The 16327-nt window shown below is 72.9% G+C and carries 15 protein-coding genes; 11 read left to right on the top strand and 4 right to left on the bottom strand.

What is annotated here, in order from left to right:
- Nucleotides 1-218: 218 nt before the first annotated feature.
- Complete coding sequence (locus tag B7C62_29175; protein ID ARF75884.1) at nt 219-1046, top strand: enoyl-CoA hydratase; 828 nt, start codon at nt 219-221, stop codon at nt 1044-1046.
- A 128-nt stretch (nt 1047-1174) separates the two neighbouring features.
- On the top strand, nt 1175-3436 hold the full coding sequence (locus tag B7C62_29180) for an oxidoreductase (GenBank protein ID ARF77420.1): 2262 nt from the start codon (nt 1175-1177) through the stop codon (nt 3434-3436).
- Here the strand turns inward: B7C62_29180 and B7C62_29185 are convergent.
- From B7C62_29185 to B7C62_29195, 3 genes are all read right to left on the bottom strand, one after another.
- Nucleotides 3423-3866, bottom strand: coding sequence for a hypothetical protein (locus B7C62_29185; GenBank protein ID ARF77421.1), 444 nt, complete (start codon nt 3864-3866; stop codon nt 3423-3425). The two genes, B7C62_29180 and B7C62_29185, sit on opposite strands and share 14 nt — an antisense overlap.
- Nucleotides 3867-3951: 85 nt before the next feature.
- Nucleotides 3952-4773: a PaaX family transcriptional regulator gene (locus B7C62_29190; protein ARF75885.1), complete on the bottom strand. Its 822-nt coding sequence runs from the start codon at nt 4771-4773 to the stop codon at nt 3952-3954.
- A 9-nt stretch (nt 4774-4782) separates the two neighbouring features.
- Nucleotides 4783-6477 carry a 2-aminobenzoate-CoA ligase gene (locus B7C62_29195; protein ARF75886.1) on the bottom strand — a complete coding sequence of 565 codons (1695 nt, stop codon included), beginning with the start codon at nt 6475-6477 and terminating at the stop codon, nt 4783-4785.
- Between the two features lie 145 nt (nt 6478-6622).
- Here B7C62_29195 and B7C62_29200 point away from each other — a divergent pair, with 145 nt between their 5' ends.
- From B7C62_29200 to B7C62_29240, 9 genes are all read left to right on the top strand, one after another.
- Nucleotides 6623-7789 (top strand): acyl-CoA dehydrogenase, encoded by a 1167-nt coding sequence (locus tag B7C62_29200; GenBank protein ARF75887.1) that lies wholly within the window; start codon nt 6623-6625, stop codon nt 7787-7789.
- Nucleotides 7786-8187, top strand: a complete 402-nt coding sequence (locus B7C62_29205) for an enamine deaminase RidA (GenBank protein ID ARF75888.1) — start codon at nt 7786-7788, stop codon at nt 8185-8187. Before B7C62_29200 ends, B7C62_29205 begins: the two co-directional genes overlap by 4 nt.
- Before the next feature lie 294 nt (nt 8188-8481).
- Nucleotides 8482-11385: a Na+/H+ antiporter subunit A gene (locus B7C62_29210; protein ID ARF75889.1), complete on the top strand. Its 2904-nt coding sequence runs from the start codon at nt 8482-8484 to the stop codon at nt 11383-11385.
- Nucleotides 11382-12002, top strand: coding sequence for a Na(+)/H(+) antiporter subunit C (locus tag B7C62_29215; GenBank protein ARF75890.1), 621 nt, complete (start codon nt 11382-11384; stop codon nt 12000-12002). The genes B7C62_29210 and B7C62_29215 overlap by 4 nt, the downstream gene beginning before the upstream one ends.
- A complete protein-coding gene (locus B7C62_29220) occupies nt 11999-13651 on the top strand; it encodes a Na+/H+ antiporter subunit D (GenBank protein ID ARF75891.1) in 1653 nt (550 codons plus the stop codon). The genes B7C62_29215 and B7C62_29220 overlap by 4 nt, the downstream gene beginning before the upstream one ends.
- A complete protein-coding gene (locus B7C62_29225) occupies nt 13648-14274 on the top strand; it encodes a Na+/H+ antiporter subunit E (protein ARF75892.1) in 627 nt (208 codons plus the stop codon). Before B7C62_29220 ends, B7C62_29225 begins: the two co-directional genes overlap by 4 nt.
- Nucleotides 14271-14630 carry a hypothetical protein gene (locus B7C62_29230; protein ID ARF75893.1) on the top strand — a complete coding sequence of 120 codons (360 nt, stop codon included), beginning with the start codon at nt 14271-14273 and terminating at the stop codon, nt 14628-14630. The genes B7C62_29225 and B7C62_29230 overlap by 4 nt, the downstream gene beginning before the upstream one ends.
- Complete coding sequence (locus tag B7C62_29235; protein ID ARF75894.1) at nt 14627-15016, top strand: Na+/H+ antiporter subunit G; 390 nt, start codon at nt 14627-14629, stop codon at nt 15014-15016. The genes B7C62_29230 and B7C62_29235 overlap by 4 nt, the downstream gene beginning before the upstream one ends.
- A 131-nt stretch (nt 15017-15147) precedes the next feature.
- Nucleotides 15148-15879: a CDP-alcohol phosphatidyltransferase gene (locus B7C62_29240; protein ARF75895.1), complete on the top strand. Its 732-nt coding sequence runs from the start codon at nt 15148-15150 to the stop codon at nt 15877-15879.
- Here the strand turns inward: B7C62_29240 and B7C62_29245 are convergent.
- Nucleotides 15848-16297, bottom strand: coding sequence for a cytidyltransferase (locus B7C62_29245; GenBank protein ARF75896.1), 450 nt, complete (start codon nt 16295-16297; stop codon nt 15848-15850). The genes B7C62_29240 and B7C62_29245 overlap by 32 nt on opposite strands.
- Nucleotides 16298-16327: the final 30 nt, after the last annotated feature.

Genomic DNA, 16327 nt, shown 5'->3' on the forward strand with positions numbered 1-16327 from the left:
GCATCGCGTATCGAGACTTCCTGGGGTCAACCTTACGAACCGCACGGCGCTCGCCATAGAGGCGGTCGGCCGGTGCAAACAGGACTTTCGACACAACGGTCTCATGGTCGGCGTATCGCGACCTCGTGACGACGGTCACGTACGGGTGATAACTTCGGGGGTGGAACGCGACCCGCGCACGGTCGGCAACCCGCCCGAATGCTGAAGGGAACCCCTTCATGAGCTCGTTTCCCAGCTCCGCCCCGCGCGTGGAGGAGTGGCGTCATCTCCGGGTCACCCGGGACGACGGTGTGGTGACCGTCACACTCGACCGCCCCGAGAAACTCAACGCCCTCACCTTCGGTGCCTACGCCGATCTGCGCGACCTGCTCGCCGAGCTGACCCGGGAACGCTCCGCGCGCGCCCTCGTCCTCGCCGGTGAGGGGCGCGGCTTCTGCTCCGGCGGCGACGTCGACGAGATCATCGGCGCCACCCTCGCCATGGACACCGCCGCGATCCTGGAGTTCAACCGGATGACCGGCCAGGTCGTACGGGCCCTGCGGGAGTGCCCCTTCCCCGTCGTCGCGGCGATCCACGGGGTGGCCGCCGGAGCCGGTGCCGTGCTGGCCCTCGCCGCCGACTTCCGGGTCGCCGACCCCTCCGCCCGCTTCGCCTTCCTCTTCACCCGGGTCGGCCTCTCCGGCGGCGACATGGGCGCCGCCTACCTCCTGCCCCGGGTCGTCGGCCTCGGCCACGCCACCCGGCTGCTCATGCTGGGCGACGCGGTCCGGGCCCCCGAGGCGGAGCGGATCGGGCTGATCAGCGAGCTGGCCGACGAGGGGCAGGCCGACGCCCGCGCCGCCGGGCTGGCCCGCCGCCTCGCCGACGGCCCCGCGCTCGCCCTCGCCCAGACCAAGGCGCTGCTCACCGCCGAGCTCGACATGCCGCTCGCCGCCTCCGTCGAGCTGGACGCCAACACCCAGGCCCTCCTGATGCATGGCGAGGACTACGCGGAGTTCCACGCCGCCTTCACCGAGAAGCGGCCGCCGAAGTGGCGGGGGAGGTAGTCGTGACGCGCGAGGGCTCTCCCGCGCGCCCGCCCGCGCCCGACCCGGCGCCCGCGCCCGACCCGGCGCCCCCGCCCGGCCCCGGCCCGGCGCCCGCGCGGACGCCCGCGCCCTCGTCCGCACGGCGGATCGCGGTCATCGGCGGCGGCCCCGGCGGCCTCTACGCCGCCGCCCTCCTCAAGCGCCTCGACCCCGCCCGCGAGATCACGGTGTACGAGCGCAACGCCCCCGACGACACCTTCGGCTTCGGCGTCGTCCTCTCCGACGAGACCCTCGGCGGCATCGAGCACGCCGACCCCGAGGTCTACCGGGCCCTGAGCGCCGAGTTCGTCCGCTGGGACACCATCGACATCGTCCACCGGGGCCGCACCCACACCTCCGGCGGCCACGGCTTCGCCGCCCTGGGCCGCCGCCGGCTGCTGGAGATCCTCCACGAGCGCTGCACCGCCCTCGGCGTCGGCCTCCGCTTCCGTGCCGAGGCCCCGCCCGCCGCCGAGCTGGCCGCCCACCACGACCTGGTCATCGCCGCCGACGGGGTGCACAGCGCCACCCGCCAGGCGCACGCGGACGCCTTCCGCCCGTCCCTCGCCGAGCACCGCAACCGCTACATCTGGCTCGCCGCCGACTTCGCGTTCGACGCCTTCCGCTTCGAGATCGCCGAAACCCCGTACGGGGTCATGCAGTTGCACGGCTACCCGTACGCGGCCGACGCCTCCACCGTCATCGTCGAGATGCGCGAGGAGGTGTGGCGCGCCGCCGGACTCGACACCTGCACCCCCGCCGAATCCACCGCCCGCTGCGCCAAGTTCTTCACCGAGGCCCTGGACGGCCATCCCCTGCGCGCCAACAACTCCAGCTGGATCGCTTTCCGTACGGTCACCAACTCCCGCTGGTCGCACGGGAACACGGTCCTCATCGGGGACGCCGCCCACACCGCGCACTTCTCCATCGGCTCCGGCACCAAGCTCGCCGTCGAGGACGCCCTCGCGCTCGCCGCCGCCATCGAGGAACAGCCGGACCTGCCTTCCGCGTTGGCGGCGTACGAGGCCGAGCGCCGCCCGGTCGTCGCCTCCACCCAGCGGGCGGCGGCGGCCAGCCTGCGCTGGTTCGAGGAGCTGGCCGTCTACACCGACCAGCCACCCCGCCGCTTCGCCTTCAACCTCCTCACCCGCAGCCGCCGGGTCACCCACGACAACCTGCGGCTGCGCGACGCCTCCTTCACCGCCGCAGTGGAGGAGGAGTTCGGCTGCCCGCCCGGCACCCCGCCGATGTTCACCCCGTTCCGGCTGCGCGGCCTGGAGCTGCGCAACCGGGTCGTCGTCTCCCCCATGGACATGTACTCGGCCACCGACGGCCTCCCCGGCGACTTCCACCTCGTCCACCTCGGCGCCCGCGCCCTCGGCGGCGCCGGGCTCACCATGACGGAGATGGTCTGCGTCAGCCCCGAGGGCCGGATCACCCCCGGCTGTACGGGTCTGTGGACCGATGAACAGGCCACCGCCTGGCGCCGGATCACCGACTTCGTCCACACCTCCGCCCCCGGCGCCGCCATCGGCGTCCAGCTCGGCCACTCCGGCCGCAAGGGCTCCACCAAACTGATGTGGGAGGGCATCGACCAGCCCCTGGAGACCGGCAACTGGCCGCTGTCCGCCGCCTCCCCGCTCCCGTACCGCCCGGGCGTCAACCAGGTCCCGCAGGAGCTGACGCGCAGCCAACTGGCCGACATCCGCGACCAGTTCCTCCAGGCGGCCCGCCGTGCCGCCGACTCCGGCTTCGATCTCCTCGAACTCCACTGCGCCCACGGCTACTTGCTCTCCGGCTTCCTCTCCCCGCTCACCAACCACCGCACCGACACCCACGGCGGCCCGCTGGAGAACCGGCTCCGCTTCCCCCTCGAAGTCTTCGACGCCATCCGCGAAGTCTGGCCCGCCGAGCGGCCGATGACCGTCCGGATCTCCGCCACCGACTGGGCCGAGGGCGGCACCGACGCCGAGGACGCCGTGGAGATTGCCCGCGCCTTCGCCGCCCACGGGGCCGACGCCATCGACGTCTCCACCGGCCAGGTGGTGCCCGAGGAGCGCCCCGAGTACGGCCGCTCGTACCAGACCCCGTACGCGGACCGTATCCGCAACACCGTGGACGTCCCGGTCATCGCGGTCGGCGCCATCTCCTCCTGGGACGACGTCAACTCCCTGCTCCTGGCGGGCCGCGCCGACCTCTGCGCCCTGGCCCGCCCCCACCTGTACGACCCGCACTGGACCCTCCACGCGGCGGCCGAACAGGGCTACTCCGGCCCGGGCGCCCCCTGGCCTCTCCCGTACGGCGCGGGCAGCCGCCCCCCGCCCACGGGCCGCACGGACGCCCCGAAACCCCGGCTCAGGCTGGACTGAGGCCGCCGGGCCCGGCCACCGTCAGGCAGGTGTGGCACCGGCACGGCGTGGGGTGGGGCGCGCCGTGGTGGGTCTCGCGGTACTCGGCGGCGAGCCGCTCCAGCAGACCGGCCAGCTCCTCGGCCTCCTCCCGGGTGTGCGGGCGCGCCGCGAGCGCCGCGTGCCGCAGCACGGCCGGGGTGTGCACGAGTTTCGGCCGGAAGGTGTGCAGATGGCGCGAGCCCGTGTCGATGGTGATCCAGCGCCCGGAGGCGCGGCCCCGTCCGACGGTGGTCACCTGCTCGTGCCCCATGCCCGGGTAGGTACCGAGGACGTACACCTTCGCCCCGCCCCGGTACGCCTTGGTCCCCGGCCGCAACTCCTGCCCGCCGTCCCCGTACCGCCGCCATCGCACCACGTTGGCGGCGACCAGCCAGAGCGGCTCGGGCAGCGGGGGAGCGGTGGGCGAGGCCACGCCGCATCGTCCCGTCCGGGACGCTCCCGGTCCACCGGGATTTCCCGGGCGGGCAGCGCCCTCACCCCCGTACGAACCGCTCCCCGGCGTCCCGCAGCCGCTCGTGCAGCTTGCCGAAGACCTCCGCCGAGCGGGCCCCCGGCCACCCCTTCGGCAGCAGCTCCGGCGGCAGTCCCGGGTCCGCGTACGGGAGCTGGCGCCAGGAGTCCAGGGCCAGCAGATAGTCCCGGTAGGCGTCCTGCGGGCGCGGGTCCTCCGCCGTCTCCGGGGACGCCTCCCACTCCCGGAGCACCGGGGCGTGCAGTTGCAGGAAGTCGTGGTGGAGGCGGGCCACCGCGTCCAGGTCCCACCAGCGGGCCACCGCGTCACGGGTCGCGGCGAAGCCCAGGTGGTCGCCGCGGAACAGGTCGACGTACGGGGCCAGTCCGAGGCGCTCCAGGGTGTGGCGGGTCTCCTCGTAGAGGCCGGCCGGGGCGATCCACACCCCGGGTGCCGCCGTGCCGAAGCCGAGGCGGGCCAGCCGGGAGCGCAGCAGATGGCGCTTGTTGCGCTCGGCCTCGGGGACCGAGAACACCGCGAGAACCCAGCCGTCGGCCTGCCGGTGCGCGGGCCGCCCGTAGATGCGCCCGTCGCCGTCGTCGAGCATCTGGCGGGCGTCCGGCGACAGGACGTACCCCGCCGAACCGTCCGCCGCCCGGGCCGCGACCAGCAGCCCGCGCCGCTTCAGCCGCGAGACGCACGAGCGTACGGACGGGGCGTCGACGCCCACGGCGTGCAGCAGGCGGATCAGCTCCGCCACCGCGAAGGGCGAGCCGTCCGCCGGACGGCCGTAGGCGCCGTAGAGGGTGATGATCAGGGAACGGGGGGTGCGCAGCTCGGCCACGTGATCACTCTAGGGGGTGTCCGGCCCCGGCCCGCCGGACGTCTCCCAGGGGTCCTGCCGGAGCAGGAACCGCTGGAGTTTGCCGGTCGCGGTGCGTGGCAGGGACTGCTCGAATACGAAGAGGCGCGGGCATTTGTGCGGGGCCAGGCTGGCCTTCATATGGGCGCGCAGCGAGTCGGCGGTCTGCTCCGCGCCCTCCGTCAGCACCACGTGCGCCACCACGATCTCCCCGCGCAATTCGTCCGACCGGCCCACCACCGCCGCCTCCGCGACCTCCGGATGGCGCAGCAGGGCGTCCTCCACCTCGGGGCCCGCGATGTTGTAGCCGGAGGAGATGATCATGTCGTCGGCGCGGGCCACGTAACGGAAGTAGCCGTCCGGCTCACGGACGAACGTGTCACCGGTCATGTTCCAGCCGTGGCGGACGTACTCCGTCTGCCGGGGGTCGGCGAGATAGCGGCAGCCGACCGGTCCGCGTACGGCGAGCAGCCCCGGTTCGCCGTCGGGCAGCTCCTCGCCGTGCTCGTCGACCACCCTGGCCTGCCAGCCGGGCACGGGCAGGCCGGTGGTGCCGGGGCGGATCGCGTCGTCGGCGGCGGAGATGAAGATGTGCAGCAGCTCGGTGGCCCCGATGCCGTTGATGATGCGCAGCCCGGTCGCCTCCCGCCAGGCGTGCCAGGTGGCGGCGGGCAGGTTCTCCCCGGCCGAGACACAGCGGCGCAGCGCGGAGAGGTCGTGGCCGTCCAGTTCCCCGAGCATCGTGCGGTAGGCGGTCGGCGCGGTGAAGAGGACCGAGACCCGGTGGCGTACCAGCGCGGGCAGCAGCTGCCGCGGCCCGGCCTGCTCCAGCAGCAGCGCCGAGGCCCCGGCCCGCAGCGGGAAGACCAGCAGCCCGCCGAGGCCGAAGGTGAAGCCGAGCGGCGGGCTGCCCGCGAAGACGTCGTCGGCGACGGGCCGCAGGATCTCGCGGGAGAAGGTGTCGGCGATGGCGAGCAGATCCCGGTGCAGATGCATACAGCCCTTGGGCTGCCCGGTGGTCCCCGAGGTGAACGCGATGAGCGCGACCTCGTCGGCCGCCGTGCCGACCGCCCCGTACGGGCCGGAGCCGGAGTGCGCGGCGGCCAGCCGGGTCAGGTCGCCGGGGCCGTCCCCGCCGAACAGGACCGTCCGCAGGCCCGCCACGTCCGCCTTCGCCAGGTCCTCGGCCGAGCGCGCGTCGCACAGGGCGTGGCTCACCCGGGCGAGCGAGCAGACGGTGGCCAGCTCACCCGCGCGGGCCTGCGCCAGTACGGTGACGGCGACCGCGCCCGCCTTCATGACGGCGAGCCAGCACGCGGCCAGCCAGGGGGTGGTGGGCCCGCGCAGCAGCACCCGGTTGCCGGGCACCACGGCCAGGTCGTCGGTGAGCACATGGGCGATGCGGTCCACCGTCTCCAGCAGCTCGCCGTAGCTCCAGACCGTCCCGTCGCCGGAGCGCAGGGCGGGCCGGTCGGGCCCGCGCTCCGCCACCGTACGGTCCAGCAGCTCGTACCCGCAGTTCAGCCGGTCGGGATAGCGGAGCCCCGGCTGGTCCAGGAGCAGCTCCGGCCACTGGTCGGGCGGGGGGAGGTGGTCGCGCGCGAAGGTGTCGGTGTGAGCCCCGGGGACGCGTACGGACGCGTCGGCGGCGGCTGCGGGCGTGTTCGGCGAGGTATTCGGCTCCATGAAGGATCGCCCCCTTGTCGCTTCTGGAGCGTATCGTTTGGGTGACGGTAGTCAACGGTCCGCGATAAGACAGTGGCGCGACAAGGCGGGCACCGACAAAACAGAGACGCGACAGGACGAGAGACGCGACAAGAGAGGCGCCGCCATGACGGCATTCTCCCTCGAACCGGAACAGACCGCCTGGTGTGAGGAGGTGCGCACCCTCGCCGAGCAGCGGCTCCGCCCGCTGGCGGAGAAGGGGGAGGAGGGGCGCGTCAACCGGCCGCTGCTGGCCGCCCTCGGCGAGCTGGGCCTGCTGGAGCGGATGTTCTCCTCCGGGGCGCTGGACCTGTGCCTGCTGCGGGAGTCCCTGGCCCGGGGCTGCACCGAGGCCGAGACCGCGCTCGCCCTCCAGGGGCTCGGCACCACCCCGGTCGTCCGGTCCGGCACCCCCGCCCAGCGCGAGCGCTGGCTCCCCGGGGTCCGGGCGGGGCGGGCCGTCGCGGCGTTCGCGCTGAGCGAGCCGGGCGCCGGGTCCGACGCGGCGGCTCTCTCCCTGGCCGCCGAGCCCACCCCCGGCGGCTGGCGGCTCACCGGCGAGAAGTGCTGGATCTCCAACGCCCCCGAGGCCGACTTCGCCACCGTCTTCGCCCGCACCACCCCGGGCGCGGGCGCGCGCGGGGTCACCGCGTTCCTGGTCCCCTCCGACCGGCCGGGGCTCACCGGCCAGCACCTCGACATGCTCTCCCCGCACCCCATCGGCACCCTGGAGTTCGACGGCGTACCGGTCACCGCCGACGACATCCTCGGCGAGCCCGACCGGGGCTTCCGGGTCGCGATGGACACCCTCAACCTCTTCCGCCCCAGCGTCGGCGCCTTCGCCGTCGGGATGGCCCGCGCCGCCCTGGACGCCACCGTCGCCCACACCGCCCGCCGCACCGCGTTCGGCGGCCCCCTCAGCGACCTCCAGGCCGTCTCCCACCAGGTCGCCGAGATGGCCACCCGCACCGAGGCCGCCCGCCTCCTGGTGTACGCGGCGGCAGCGGCGTACGACGCGGGGGAGAGCGGCGTGCCCCGCCGCGCCGCGATGGCCAAGCTGTACGCCACCGAGACCGCGCAGTACGTCGTCGACACCGCCGTCCAGCTGCACGGCGCCCGCGCCCTGCGCCGCGGCCATCTGCTCGAACACCTCTACCGCGAGGTCCGCGCGCCCCGGATCTACGAGGGCGCCAGCGAGGTCCAGCGCGCCATCATCGCCAAGGAGCTGTACGCGGCCGCCGCCACGGCCTCCGAGGAGCCCGCCGCCGAGAAGACCCAGGAGCCGCCCGTATGAGCCCGTCCCACCGGATCAACCCGGCCGAACTCTCCCCGCCCACCGGCTTCTCGCACGCCGTCGTCGCCACCGGTGGCCATCTGGTCTTCCTCGCCGGGCAGACCGCCCTCGACCCGGACGGCAAGGTCGTCGGCGCCACCCTGCCCGAACAGTTCGCCACCGCCCTGGGCAATCTGCTCACCGCCCTGCACGCGGCGGGCGGCGCCCCCGCCGACCTGGCCCGCGTCACCGTCTACGCCACCGATGTGGCCGACTACCGCTCCCACGTCGCCGAACTGGGCCGGATCTGGCGCCGGCTGGCGGGGCGCGACTACCCGGCGATGGCGGTCATCGGGGTGGCCCGGCTCTGGGACGAGCAGGCGATGGTCGAGATCGACGGCATCGCCGTCCTGCCCTGAGGCGGGCGCGCGGCCCCGGAAAAGCCGAAACAACCACCCCGTAAAGAAACCGTCAAGAAGGTCACGTTAGGCTCTCCGGGTGCGGCACCACATGAAACACCTCCAACGGCAATCACAGCGGCCCCTGCGCCCTCGGCTGACGACTCTTCGCCACCGACCCCGGCCCAGGCGGGCCGGATCGCGCGCGGCGTGCCGGTCCGGTGAATCCGCTGGGGCGATATATCTGTATTTGGTGCCCCCTATCCCGGCTGTCCCCCTTTCGGCTGTCGCGCCGCCCGACCTGGACACTGCCCTGTGATCGCGCTCATCATCGGCCACTTCGTCCTGGCGGCCTGCGCGGGCCCGCTGGTGCACCGGCTCGGCCGCCGCGCCTTCCTCGTGCTCGCGCTGCCCCCGGCCGCCGCCACCGTCTGGGCGTTCACCCAGTGGAGCACCGCCGCCTCCGGTGACGCGGTCACCTGGACCTGGCAGTGGATTCCGACCTACGACGTCTCCCTCGACCTGCGCCTGGACGCGCTGGCCGAACTGATGGTCCTGATGGCCGCCGGGGTCGGCGCGCTCGTCCTGATCTACTGCGCCTCCTACTTCCGCGACGACACCCCGCAACTGGGGCGGTTCGCCGGGAACCTGCTCGCCTTCGCGGGCGCCATGCTCGCCCTGGTCCTCGCGGACGACCTGATCACGCTCTATGTGTTCTGGGAGCTGACCACGGTCTTCTCCTACCTGCTGATCGGCCACGGCAGCGAACACCGGCACAGCCGCCGCTCCGCGCTCCAGGCCCTGACGGTCACCACGCTCGGCGGCCTCGCGATGCTGGTCGGCTTCCTGATCATCGGTCAGGCCGCCGGGACGTACCGGATCTCCGCGATCGTCGCCGACCCGCCCGAGACGACCCTCGCCATCTCCGTCGCCCTCGTGCTGATCCTCTGCGGGGCGCTGTCGAAGTCCGCGATCTGGCCGTTCTCCATGTGGCTGCCGAACGCGATGGCCGCGCCCACCCCGGTCAGCGCCTACCTGCACGCCGCCGCGATGGTCAAGGCCGGTGTCTACCTGGTCGCCCGGCTCTCCCCGGCCTTCGCCGACGTCCCCGTGTGGAAGCCCGTCATCCTGGTGCTCGGCGGCGCGACCATGCTGCTCGGCGGCTGGCGGGCGCTGCGCCTCAACGACCTCAAGCTCGTCCTCGCCTACGGGACCGTCAGCCAGCTCGGCTTCCTCACCCTGCTCGCCGGTACCGGCAACCGGAACGCGGCCCTCGCCGCCGTGGCCATGATCCTCGGCCACGCCCTGTTCAAGGCGCCGCTCTTCCTCGTCACCGGCATCGTCGACCACTCCACCGGCACCCGCGACCTGCGGAAACTCTCCGGAGTGGGCCGCTCCCTGCCGTACGTCGCCGCCGTCGCCGTCCTCGCCGCCGCCTCCATGGCAGCCCTGCCGCCGCTCCTCGGCTTCGCCGCCAAGGAAGCAGCCTTCGAGGCGCTGCTGCACGGATCGGCCGCCGACCGCTGGGCGCTGGCCGTCGTCGTCCTGGGCTCGGCGCTGACGACCGCGTACACCCTGCGCTTCGTCTGGGGCGCCTTCGCCCGCAAGCCCGGCGTCCCCGACACCCCCGTGCACCGTGTGGGCTGGGCCTTCCTCGCCCCGCCCGCCCTGCTCGCCGCCCTCGGCCTGGTGCTCGGCCCCGGCGTCGGACTGACCGACCGGCTGTTCAGCGCCTACGCCGACACCTACCCGGCCGCCGACGACCCCTACCACCTCGCGCTCTGGCACGGGTTCGGCATCGCCCTGCTCCTGTCGGCGCTCGCCTGGGCGGGCGGTGTCGGCCTCTTCCTGGCCCGCTCCACCGTCACCAAGCTCTCCCGCCGGATCGCCTGGCCCACCGCGGACTCCGTCTTCGGCCATCTGCTGCTCGGCCAGGAACGGCTCGCCCTCCAGGTCACCGGCTTCATCCAGCGAGGTTCGCTCTCCGTCTACCTGGCCACCACCCTGCTGGTGATGGTCGGCGGACAGCTCGCCGTGCTCCTCACCGACGCCCCGTGGCAGGGCGCCCCCGCCCCCCGGGTCTGGGACTCCCCGCTCCAGGGCGGTGTGGCCGTGCTCACCTGCGTCGCCGCCCTGCTCTGCCTGACCGTACGGCGCCGGATGAAGGCCGTCGTCCTGAGCGGTGTGATCGGCTACGGGACGGCCCTGCTCTTCGTCGTCCAGGGCGCGCCGGACCTGGCGCTCACCCAGTTCTGCGTCGAGACCGTGGCGATGATCGTCTTCGTCCTGGTGCTGCGCCGGATGCCGGTCCACTTCGAGGAGACCGTCTCCCCGTGGCGGCGCGCGATCCGCATCCCGGTGGCCCTCGTCGCCGCCGCCACCGTCGGTGTCGCCGTCTGGGTGGCCGCCGCCGCCCGCATGGCGGAACCCGCGGGGGCCGCCATGGTCAGGGAGGTCGAGGAACACGGGTACAAGGACGTGGTCGCCACGATCCTCGTCGACCTGCGCGCCTGGGACACCCTCGGCGAGTCCGCCGTCCTGGCCGCCGCCGCCATCGGTGTGACCAGCCTCATCTACCTGCACCGCCGCAGCGACGGCCCGGCGCCGCAGGACGAGCTGAAGGGCCGCACCGCCTGGTCGCTCGCCGCCAAGCACACCATCCGCCTGCCGCAGGGCGACGAGGTGGCGCCCGAGCGCTCCTGGCTGGCCGCCGGTTCGACCCTCGCGCCCGAGCACCGCTCGATCGTCTTCGAAGTGGTCGCCCGGCTGCTCTTCCACCCGATCCTGATCCTCTCCGTCTACCTGCTCTTCTGCGCCGAGAACATGCCCGGCGGCGGCTTCGTCGCCGGACTCGTCGCCGGAGTCGCGCTCATCACCCGCTATCTGGCGGGCGGCCGGTTCGAACTGGCCCAGGCCGCGCCCCTGCAACCCGGTCTCTTCACCGGACTCGGCCTCTTCATCTCCACCGGGGTCGCGCTCCTCGGCCTGGTCGACGGAACCGTGCTGCACGCTTTCACCTACTACGGACACCTGCCGGTCTTCGGCGACTTCCACATGAGTACGCCCGTCCTCTTCGACTTCGGCGTGTACCTGCTGGTCCTCGGCGTCGTCCTGGACATCGTCCGGGCTCTCGGAGCCAAGATCGACCGGCAGATCGAACGGGCCGCGGGCGCCCTCACGCCATCGGGCGCCCCCGCGGCGGGAGGGGACCCCCGATGACCGTCAGCGCCTCACTCCTCGCCACCGCCGTGGTGCTCTGCGCCGTGGGCGGCGTCCTGATGCTCACCCGGCCGCTGACCCGCATCCTGCTGGGCGCCGTCATCCTGAGCAACGGGGTCAACCTGCTGATCCTCGCCTCGACCGGCGCGGCCGGTGCCGCCCCCCTCCTCTACGGGGTGGACCTGGACCTGGTCACCGACCCGCTGCCGCAGGCCATCGCGCTGACCGCCATCGTGATCACCCTCGGCACCACCGCGTTCCTGCTCTCCATGGCCTACCGCAGCCACCAGATCACCGGCACCGACGAGGTGCACGACGACCTGGAGGACCGGCGCATCGTGCTCCGCGCCGAAGTGCTCGGCGAGCGCGCCCAGCTGCGCGAGGCGTTCCGCTCGGGCGCCGAACCCACCGCCGACGAGCGCGAACGCTACCGGGAGGAGCGCCGCAGACTCCGCGACCGGCTCCGCGCCGACCGGGCCCGCCAGGCCCGGGGCCGCGACGCCTCCGGTGACCTCTGGAACGACGTCATCGGCGCCGACCCCGAGGACTACGAACGCGACGGCGACGCCAAGGCGGACGACCGTTACCCCCGAGACGAAAGAGGAGCCGCCGGATGAACGCGCTCGTCCCGCTGCCGGTGCTCCTGCCGCTCTGCGCCACGGGCATCAGCCTCACCTTCGGTACCCGGATGCAACGGTTCCAGCGCTTCATCAGCGTCGCCGTGCTCACCGCCGTACTGGGCCTGTCCATCACCCTGATGATCGCCGCCGACCGCCAGGGCCCGCTCTCCGTCCACCTCGGGGACTTCGCCCCGCCGCTCGGCATCACCCTGGTCGCCGACCGGCTCTCCGGGCTGATGCTCACGGTCTCCTCGGCGGTCACGCTCTGCGTGCTGATCTACTCCCTCGGCCAGGGCATGACCGACCGGGACCGGGAGACCCCGCTCGCCGTCTTCCACCCCGCCTATCTGATCCTGGTCGCCGGGGTCTCCTGCACCTTCCTCGCGGGCGACCTCGTCAACCTCTTCGTCAGCTTCGAGATCATGCTCGTGGCCAGCTTCGTGCTGCTCACCCTCGGCGGCACCGGACCCCGTATGCGCGCCGGTTCCACGTACGTGATCATCTCGCTGGTCTCCTCGATGCTCTTCCTCATCGCCATCGCGATGACGTACGCGGCCCTCGGCACCGTCAACTTCGCCCAGCTCGCCGAGGGGCTGCCCAAGCTGTCCATCGGTGTGCAGACCCTGATCCAGGCGATGCTGATCACCGTCTTCGCCATCAAGGCGGCGGTCTTCCCGCTCGCCGCCTGGCTCCCCGACTCCTACCCGACGGCGCCCGCGCCCGTCACCGCCGTCTTCGCCGGACTGCTCACCAAGGTCGGCGTCTACTGCATGATGCGGACCGAGACGCTGCTCTTCCCGGGTAACCGGATCGGCGACCTCCTGATGGCCGTCGCGCTGGCCTCGATGGTCATCGGCATCCTCGGCGCGGTCGCCCAGACCGACCTGAAGCGGCTGCTCTCCTTCACACTGATCAGCCATATCGGCTTCATGGTCTTCGGGATCGGCCTCGCCACCCGGGACGCGTACGGCGGCGCCATCGTCTACGTCGTCCACCACATCACCGTCCAGACCACGCTGTTCCTCGTCGCGGGGCTCATCGAGCGCCGGGGCGGCACCACGGAGCTGACCCGGCTCGGCGGGCTGGCCAAGGCCGCGCCGGTGCTCGCGCTCCTGTTCTTCGTCCCCGCCATGAACCTTGCGGGCATCCCCCCGCTCTCCGGGTTCATCGGCAAGCTCGGGCTGATGCGCGCGGGCGTCGCCGACGGCTCCACCTGGGCCTGGGTCCTGGTCGCCGGTTCGGTGGTCACCAGCCTGCTGACGCTGTATGTCGTCGCCAAGGTGTGGAACCTCGCGTTCTGGCGGGCGGCCCCGCCCGGACAGGCCGAGACGGGCACGGTCCTGGAGTCCGGCGACGACAGCGACGACGACATCGACGAGGGCCCCGACGGACTCCCCGGCACCGGTGACGAGCGCGTCGCGCCCGCCCCGGCCACGGCCGGCGGCCCGGTCGCGGCGAAGCTGCGGGAGAAGGCCGTCACCACCACCAGCCGACTGCCCTGGCCCATGACCGCGGCCACCGCGGCGACCGTCGTGCTGGCCCTGGCCTTCACCGTCTTCGCCGGACCGCTCGCCGCCTACACCGACCGCTCGGCCGTCGAACTGCTGGAGCGCACGCCCTACATCGAGGAGGTGCTGGGCCGGTGAGCCGTTTCCTGCGGTTCTCGTACCGCAACGCCGACCTGCCGCCGTTCAGCTGCAAGATCGGCCGCCGCGGACGCGTACTGGACCTGCCGCTGATCGCCTGGCTCACCCTCATCTGGGTGCTGCTCTGGTCCACCTTCAACCTGGCCAACATCATCACGGGCGTGATCGTCGCGGCGGCCGTCTGCCTGGCCTTCCCGCTGCCCCCGGTCGACCTCGGGCTCCGGCTCCACCCCTGGGGCATCATCCGGCTGGCCGGATACCTGCTCTACGACATGTACACCTCGGGCGTGAAGGTCACCCGGCAGATCTTCACCGGGCTGCCGCACCAGGCCGCCGTCATGGGCGTACCGCTGCGCTGCCGGAGCGACCTGATGCTCGCCGCCGTCGCCGTGGCCGTCTCCAACGTGCCGGGCGGCTCCGTCATCGAGGTGCGCCGGGCCACCGCCACCGTCTTCGTGCACGTCCTGGACGCGGACCGGCCCGAGGAGCTCGAAGCCGCCCGCCGCCAGGTCTGGCGGCTGGAGGAACTGACCGTACGCGCCTTCGGCACCCCCGACGAGATCGCCCGCGTCGCCGAACCGCCCCCACCGCCGCAGCTCGCCGCCGGGAGGCCCGCACCGTGAGCGTCTTCGAACAGATCGACCGCATTCTGCTGATCGCCGCCGTCGTCCTGGTCCTGATCGCGGGTCTGCTGCTGCTGGGCCGGATCTGGCGCGGCCCCTCCATGCTGGACCGGGCCATCTCGCTGGATGTGATCGCCGCACTGATCATCGCCGGTCTCGGCGCCAAGTCCGCCCTCGCGCTGGACTCGTTCTACTTCCCGATCATGCTGGTGCTCGCCTTCCTCGGCTTCACCGGCTCGGTGGGCATCGCCCGCTTCATCGCCGTACGCGACCGGCCCGCGGTCACGTCCCCGACCCCGCCCCAGCCCCCGGCTCCGGCCGCCGGCTCCGGTGAGACCAAGGAGGGCCCGCGGTGAACGCCTGGCTCCAGATCCTCGACACGGCCGGAGCCGTGCTCGTCCTCCTCGGCGCGGCGATCTGCCTGCTCGGGGTGATTGGGATGCTGCGGCTGCCCGACGTGCTCTCCCGCAGCCACGCGGCGACCAAACCGCAGACCCTCGGCATGATCCTGGTGCTGGCCGGGGTCGCCCTGCGGCTGCGCACCGGCATGGACCTCGCCACCCTCGTGCTCATCGGGTTCTTCCAGATGCTCACCGGGCCGGTCGCCTCGCACCTGGTCGCCCGCTCGGCCTACCGCACCGGGCAGGTCGACCACGACGAGCTGCTCTTCGACGAGCTGGACGAGCAGCTCACCGACGAGAAGTACCCGCCGCCGGCCCGCCGTTCCGACTCCAAGGGCTGACCACAGGCACCGGGCGGCGGGGCCGGGCAGCGCCCCGCCGCCGGATCGTGATGTCACGTCCCGGCCGATCACGCCACGGCTCCGGTGCCCGCATGCCATGATGCGGGCACATGCCGGACGCTGGGGGGCGTATGGGAAGCACGGGCACGGTGCTGCGCGAACTGCGCGGCGCACAGAAGAGCGCCAAGGGTGTCTCGCTCTACTCGCGGTACGTGAACCGCCCCGCCGGGCGGGTGCTCGCGGCGGGCGCCTACCGGGCCGGGCTGACGCCCAATCAGGTCACCCTGATCAGCGCCCTGTTCACCTACTCCGCCCTCGCCGCGGTGGCGCTCGTCGAACCGTCCTGGACGCTGGCCCTCGCGGTCTACGCGGCCCTGGCCCTCGGCTTCGCCTTCGACTCCGCCGACGGCCAGCTCGCCCGGCTCACCGGCCGGGGCGGACCCGACGGGGAGTGGCTGGACCACGTCGTGGACTGCGGCAAGCTGCTGCTCGTCCACACCGCCGTACTGATCTCCTTCCACCGCTTCGGCGAACTGCCCTCGGACGGCTGGCTGCTGCTCCCGCTGGGCTTCCAGTTCGCCGCCGTGGTCACCTTCTGCGCGGGGCTGCTGCGCGAACACCTCGGCAAGGCAGCGGCCGCCGCCGGACAGCCGACGGGGGCTCCCGCCGCACCCGTCTCCCGGGTACGGGCCATCGCCCTGCTGCCCGCCGACTACGGGGTCTTCTGCCTGGTGTTCCTGCTGCTCGGCGCACCCGGTGCCTTCCGGGCCGGGTACGCCGTGCTCGCGGTCGTCCACGCGCTCTTCCTGGCCGCGTTCCTCACCAAGTGGTTCAGGGAGCTGAGAGCGCTCCGTCCCGGCTGACGAGCACGTCCAGCGCCCGGCGCAGCTGGGTGCTGGACGTGTGCACGGTGTACGGGAAGTAGACGACCTCCACGCCGACCTCGGCGAAGTCGCGCTCCAGCTTCTTCCCCTTGTCCGTGCCCCGCCAGTCGTCGCCCTTGAAGATGACGTCGAACCGGACCTGCTGCCAGGTCTCCACCTTGTCCGGCACGGTCTCCACGAACGCGGCGTCCACGAACCGGACGCTGCGCACGATCTCCAGCCGCTCGCGCAACGGGATGACGGGCGTGTGGCCCTTGGCGAGGGCGGCCATCTCGTCCGAGACGACCCCCGCGACCAGGTAGTCGCACTGACTGCGGGCGTGCCGCAGAATGTTGAGGTGGCCCACGTGGAACAGGTCGTACACCCCGGGTGCGTACCCCACCCTGTGCTGCACCATCCGTATCTCTCCCCCCACGGTCGATGTGAT

Origin of the sequence: Kitasatospora albolonga (assembly GCA_002082585.1) — a bacterium.
In the GTDB taxonomy this organism is placed as follows: Bacteria; Actinomycetota; Actinomycetes; order Streptomycetales; family Streptomycetaceae; genus Streptomyces; species Streptomyces stephensoniae.

Excerpts from the sequence above, each read along its gene's own strand:
- B7C62_29175 (ARF75884.1), top strand. The coding sequence starts at position 219 with ATGAGCTCGTTTCCCAGCTCCGCCCCGCGCGTGGAGGAGTGGCGTCAT.
- B7C62_29195 (ARF75886.1), bottom strand. The coding sequence starts at position 6,477 with ATGGAGCCGAATACCTCGCCGAACACGCCCGCAGCCGCCGCCGACGCG.
- B7C62_29200 (ARF75887.1), top strand. The coding sequence starts at position 6,623 with ATGACGGCATTCTCCCTCGAACCGGAACAGACCGCCTGGTGTGAGGAG.
- B7C62_29205 (ARF75888.1), top strand. The coding sequence starts at position 7,786 with ATGAGCCCGTCCCACCGGATCAACCCGGCCGAACTCTCCCCGCCCACC.
- B7C62_29215 (ARF75890.1), top strand. The coding sequence starts at position 11,382 with ATGACCGTCAGCGCCTCACTCCTCGCCACCGCCGTGGTGCTCTGCGCC.
- B7C62_29220 (ARF75891.1), top strand. The coding sequence starts at position 11,999 with ATGAACGCGCTCGTCCCGCTGCCGGTGCTCCTGCCGCTCTGCGCCACG.
- B7C62_29240 (ARF75895.1), top strand. The coding sequence starts at position 15,148 with ATGGGAAGCACGGGCACGGTGCTGCGCGAACTGCGCGGCGCACAGAAG.
- B7C62_29245 (ARF75896.1), bottom strand. The coding sequence starts at position 16,297 with ATGGTGCAGCACAGGGTGGGGTACGCACCCGGGGTGTACGACCTGTTC.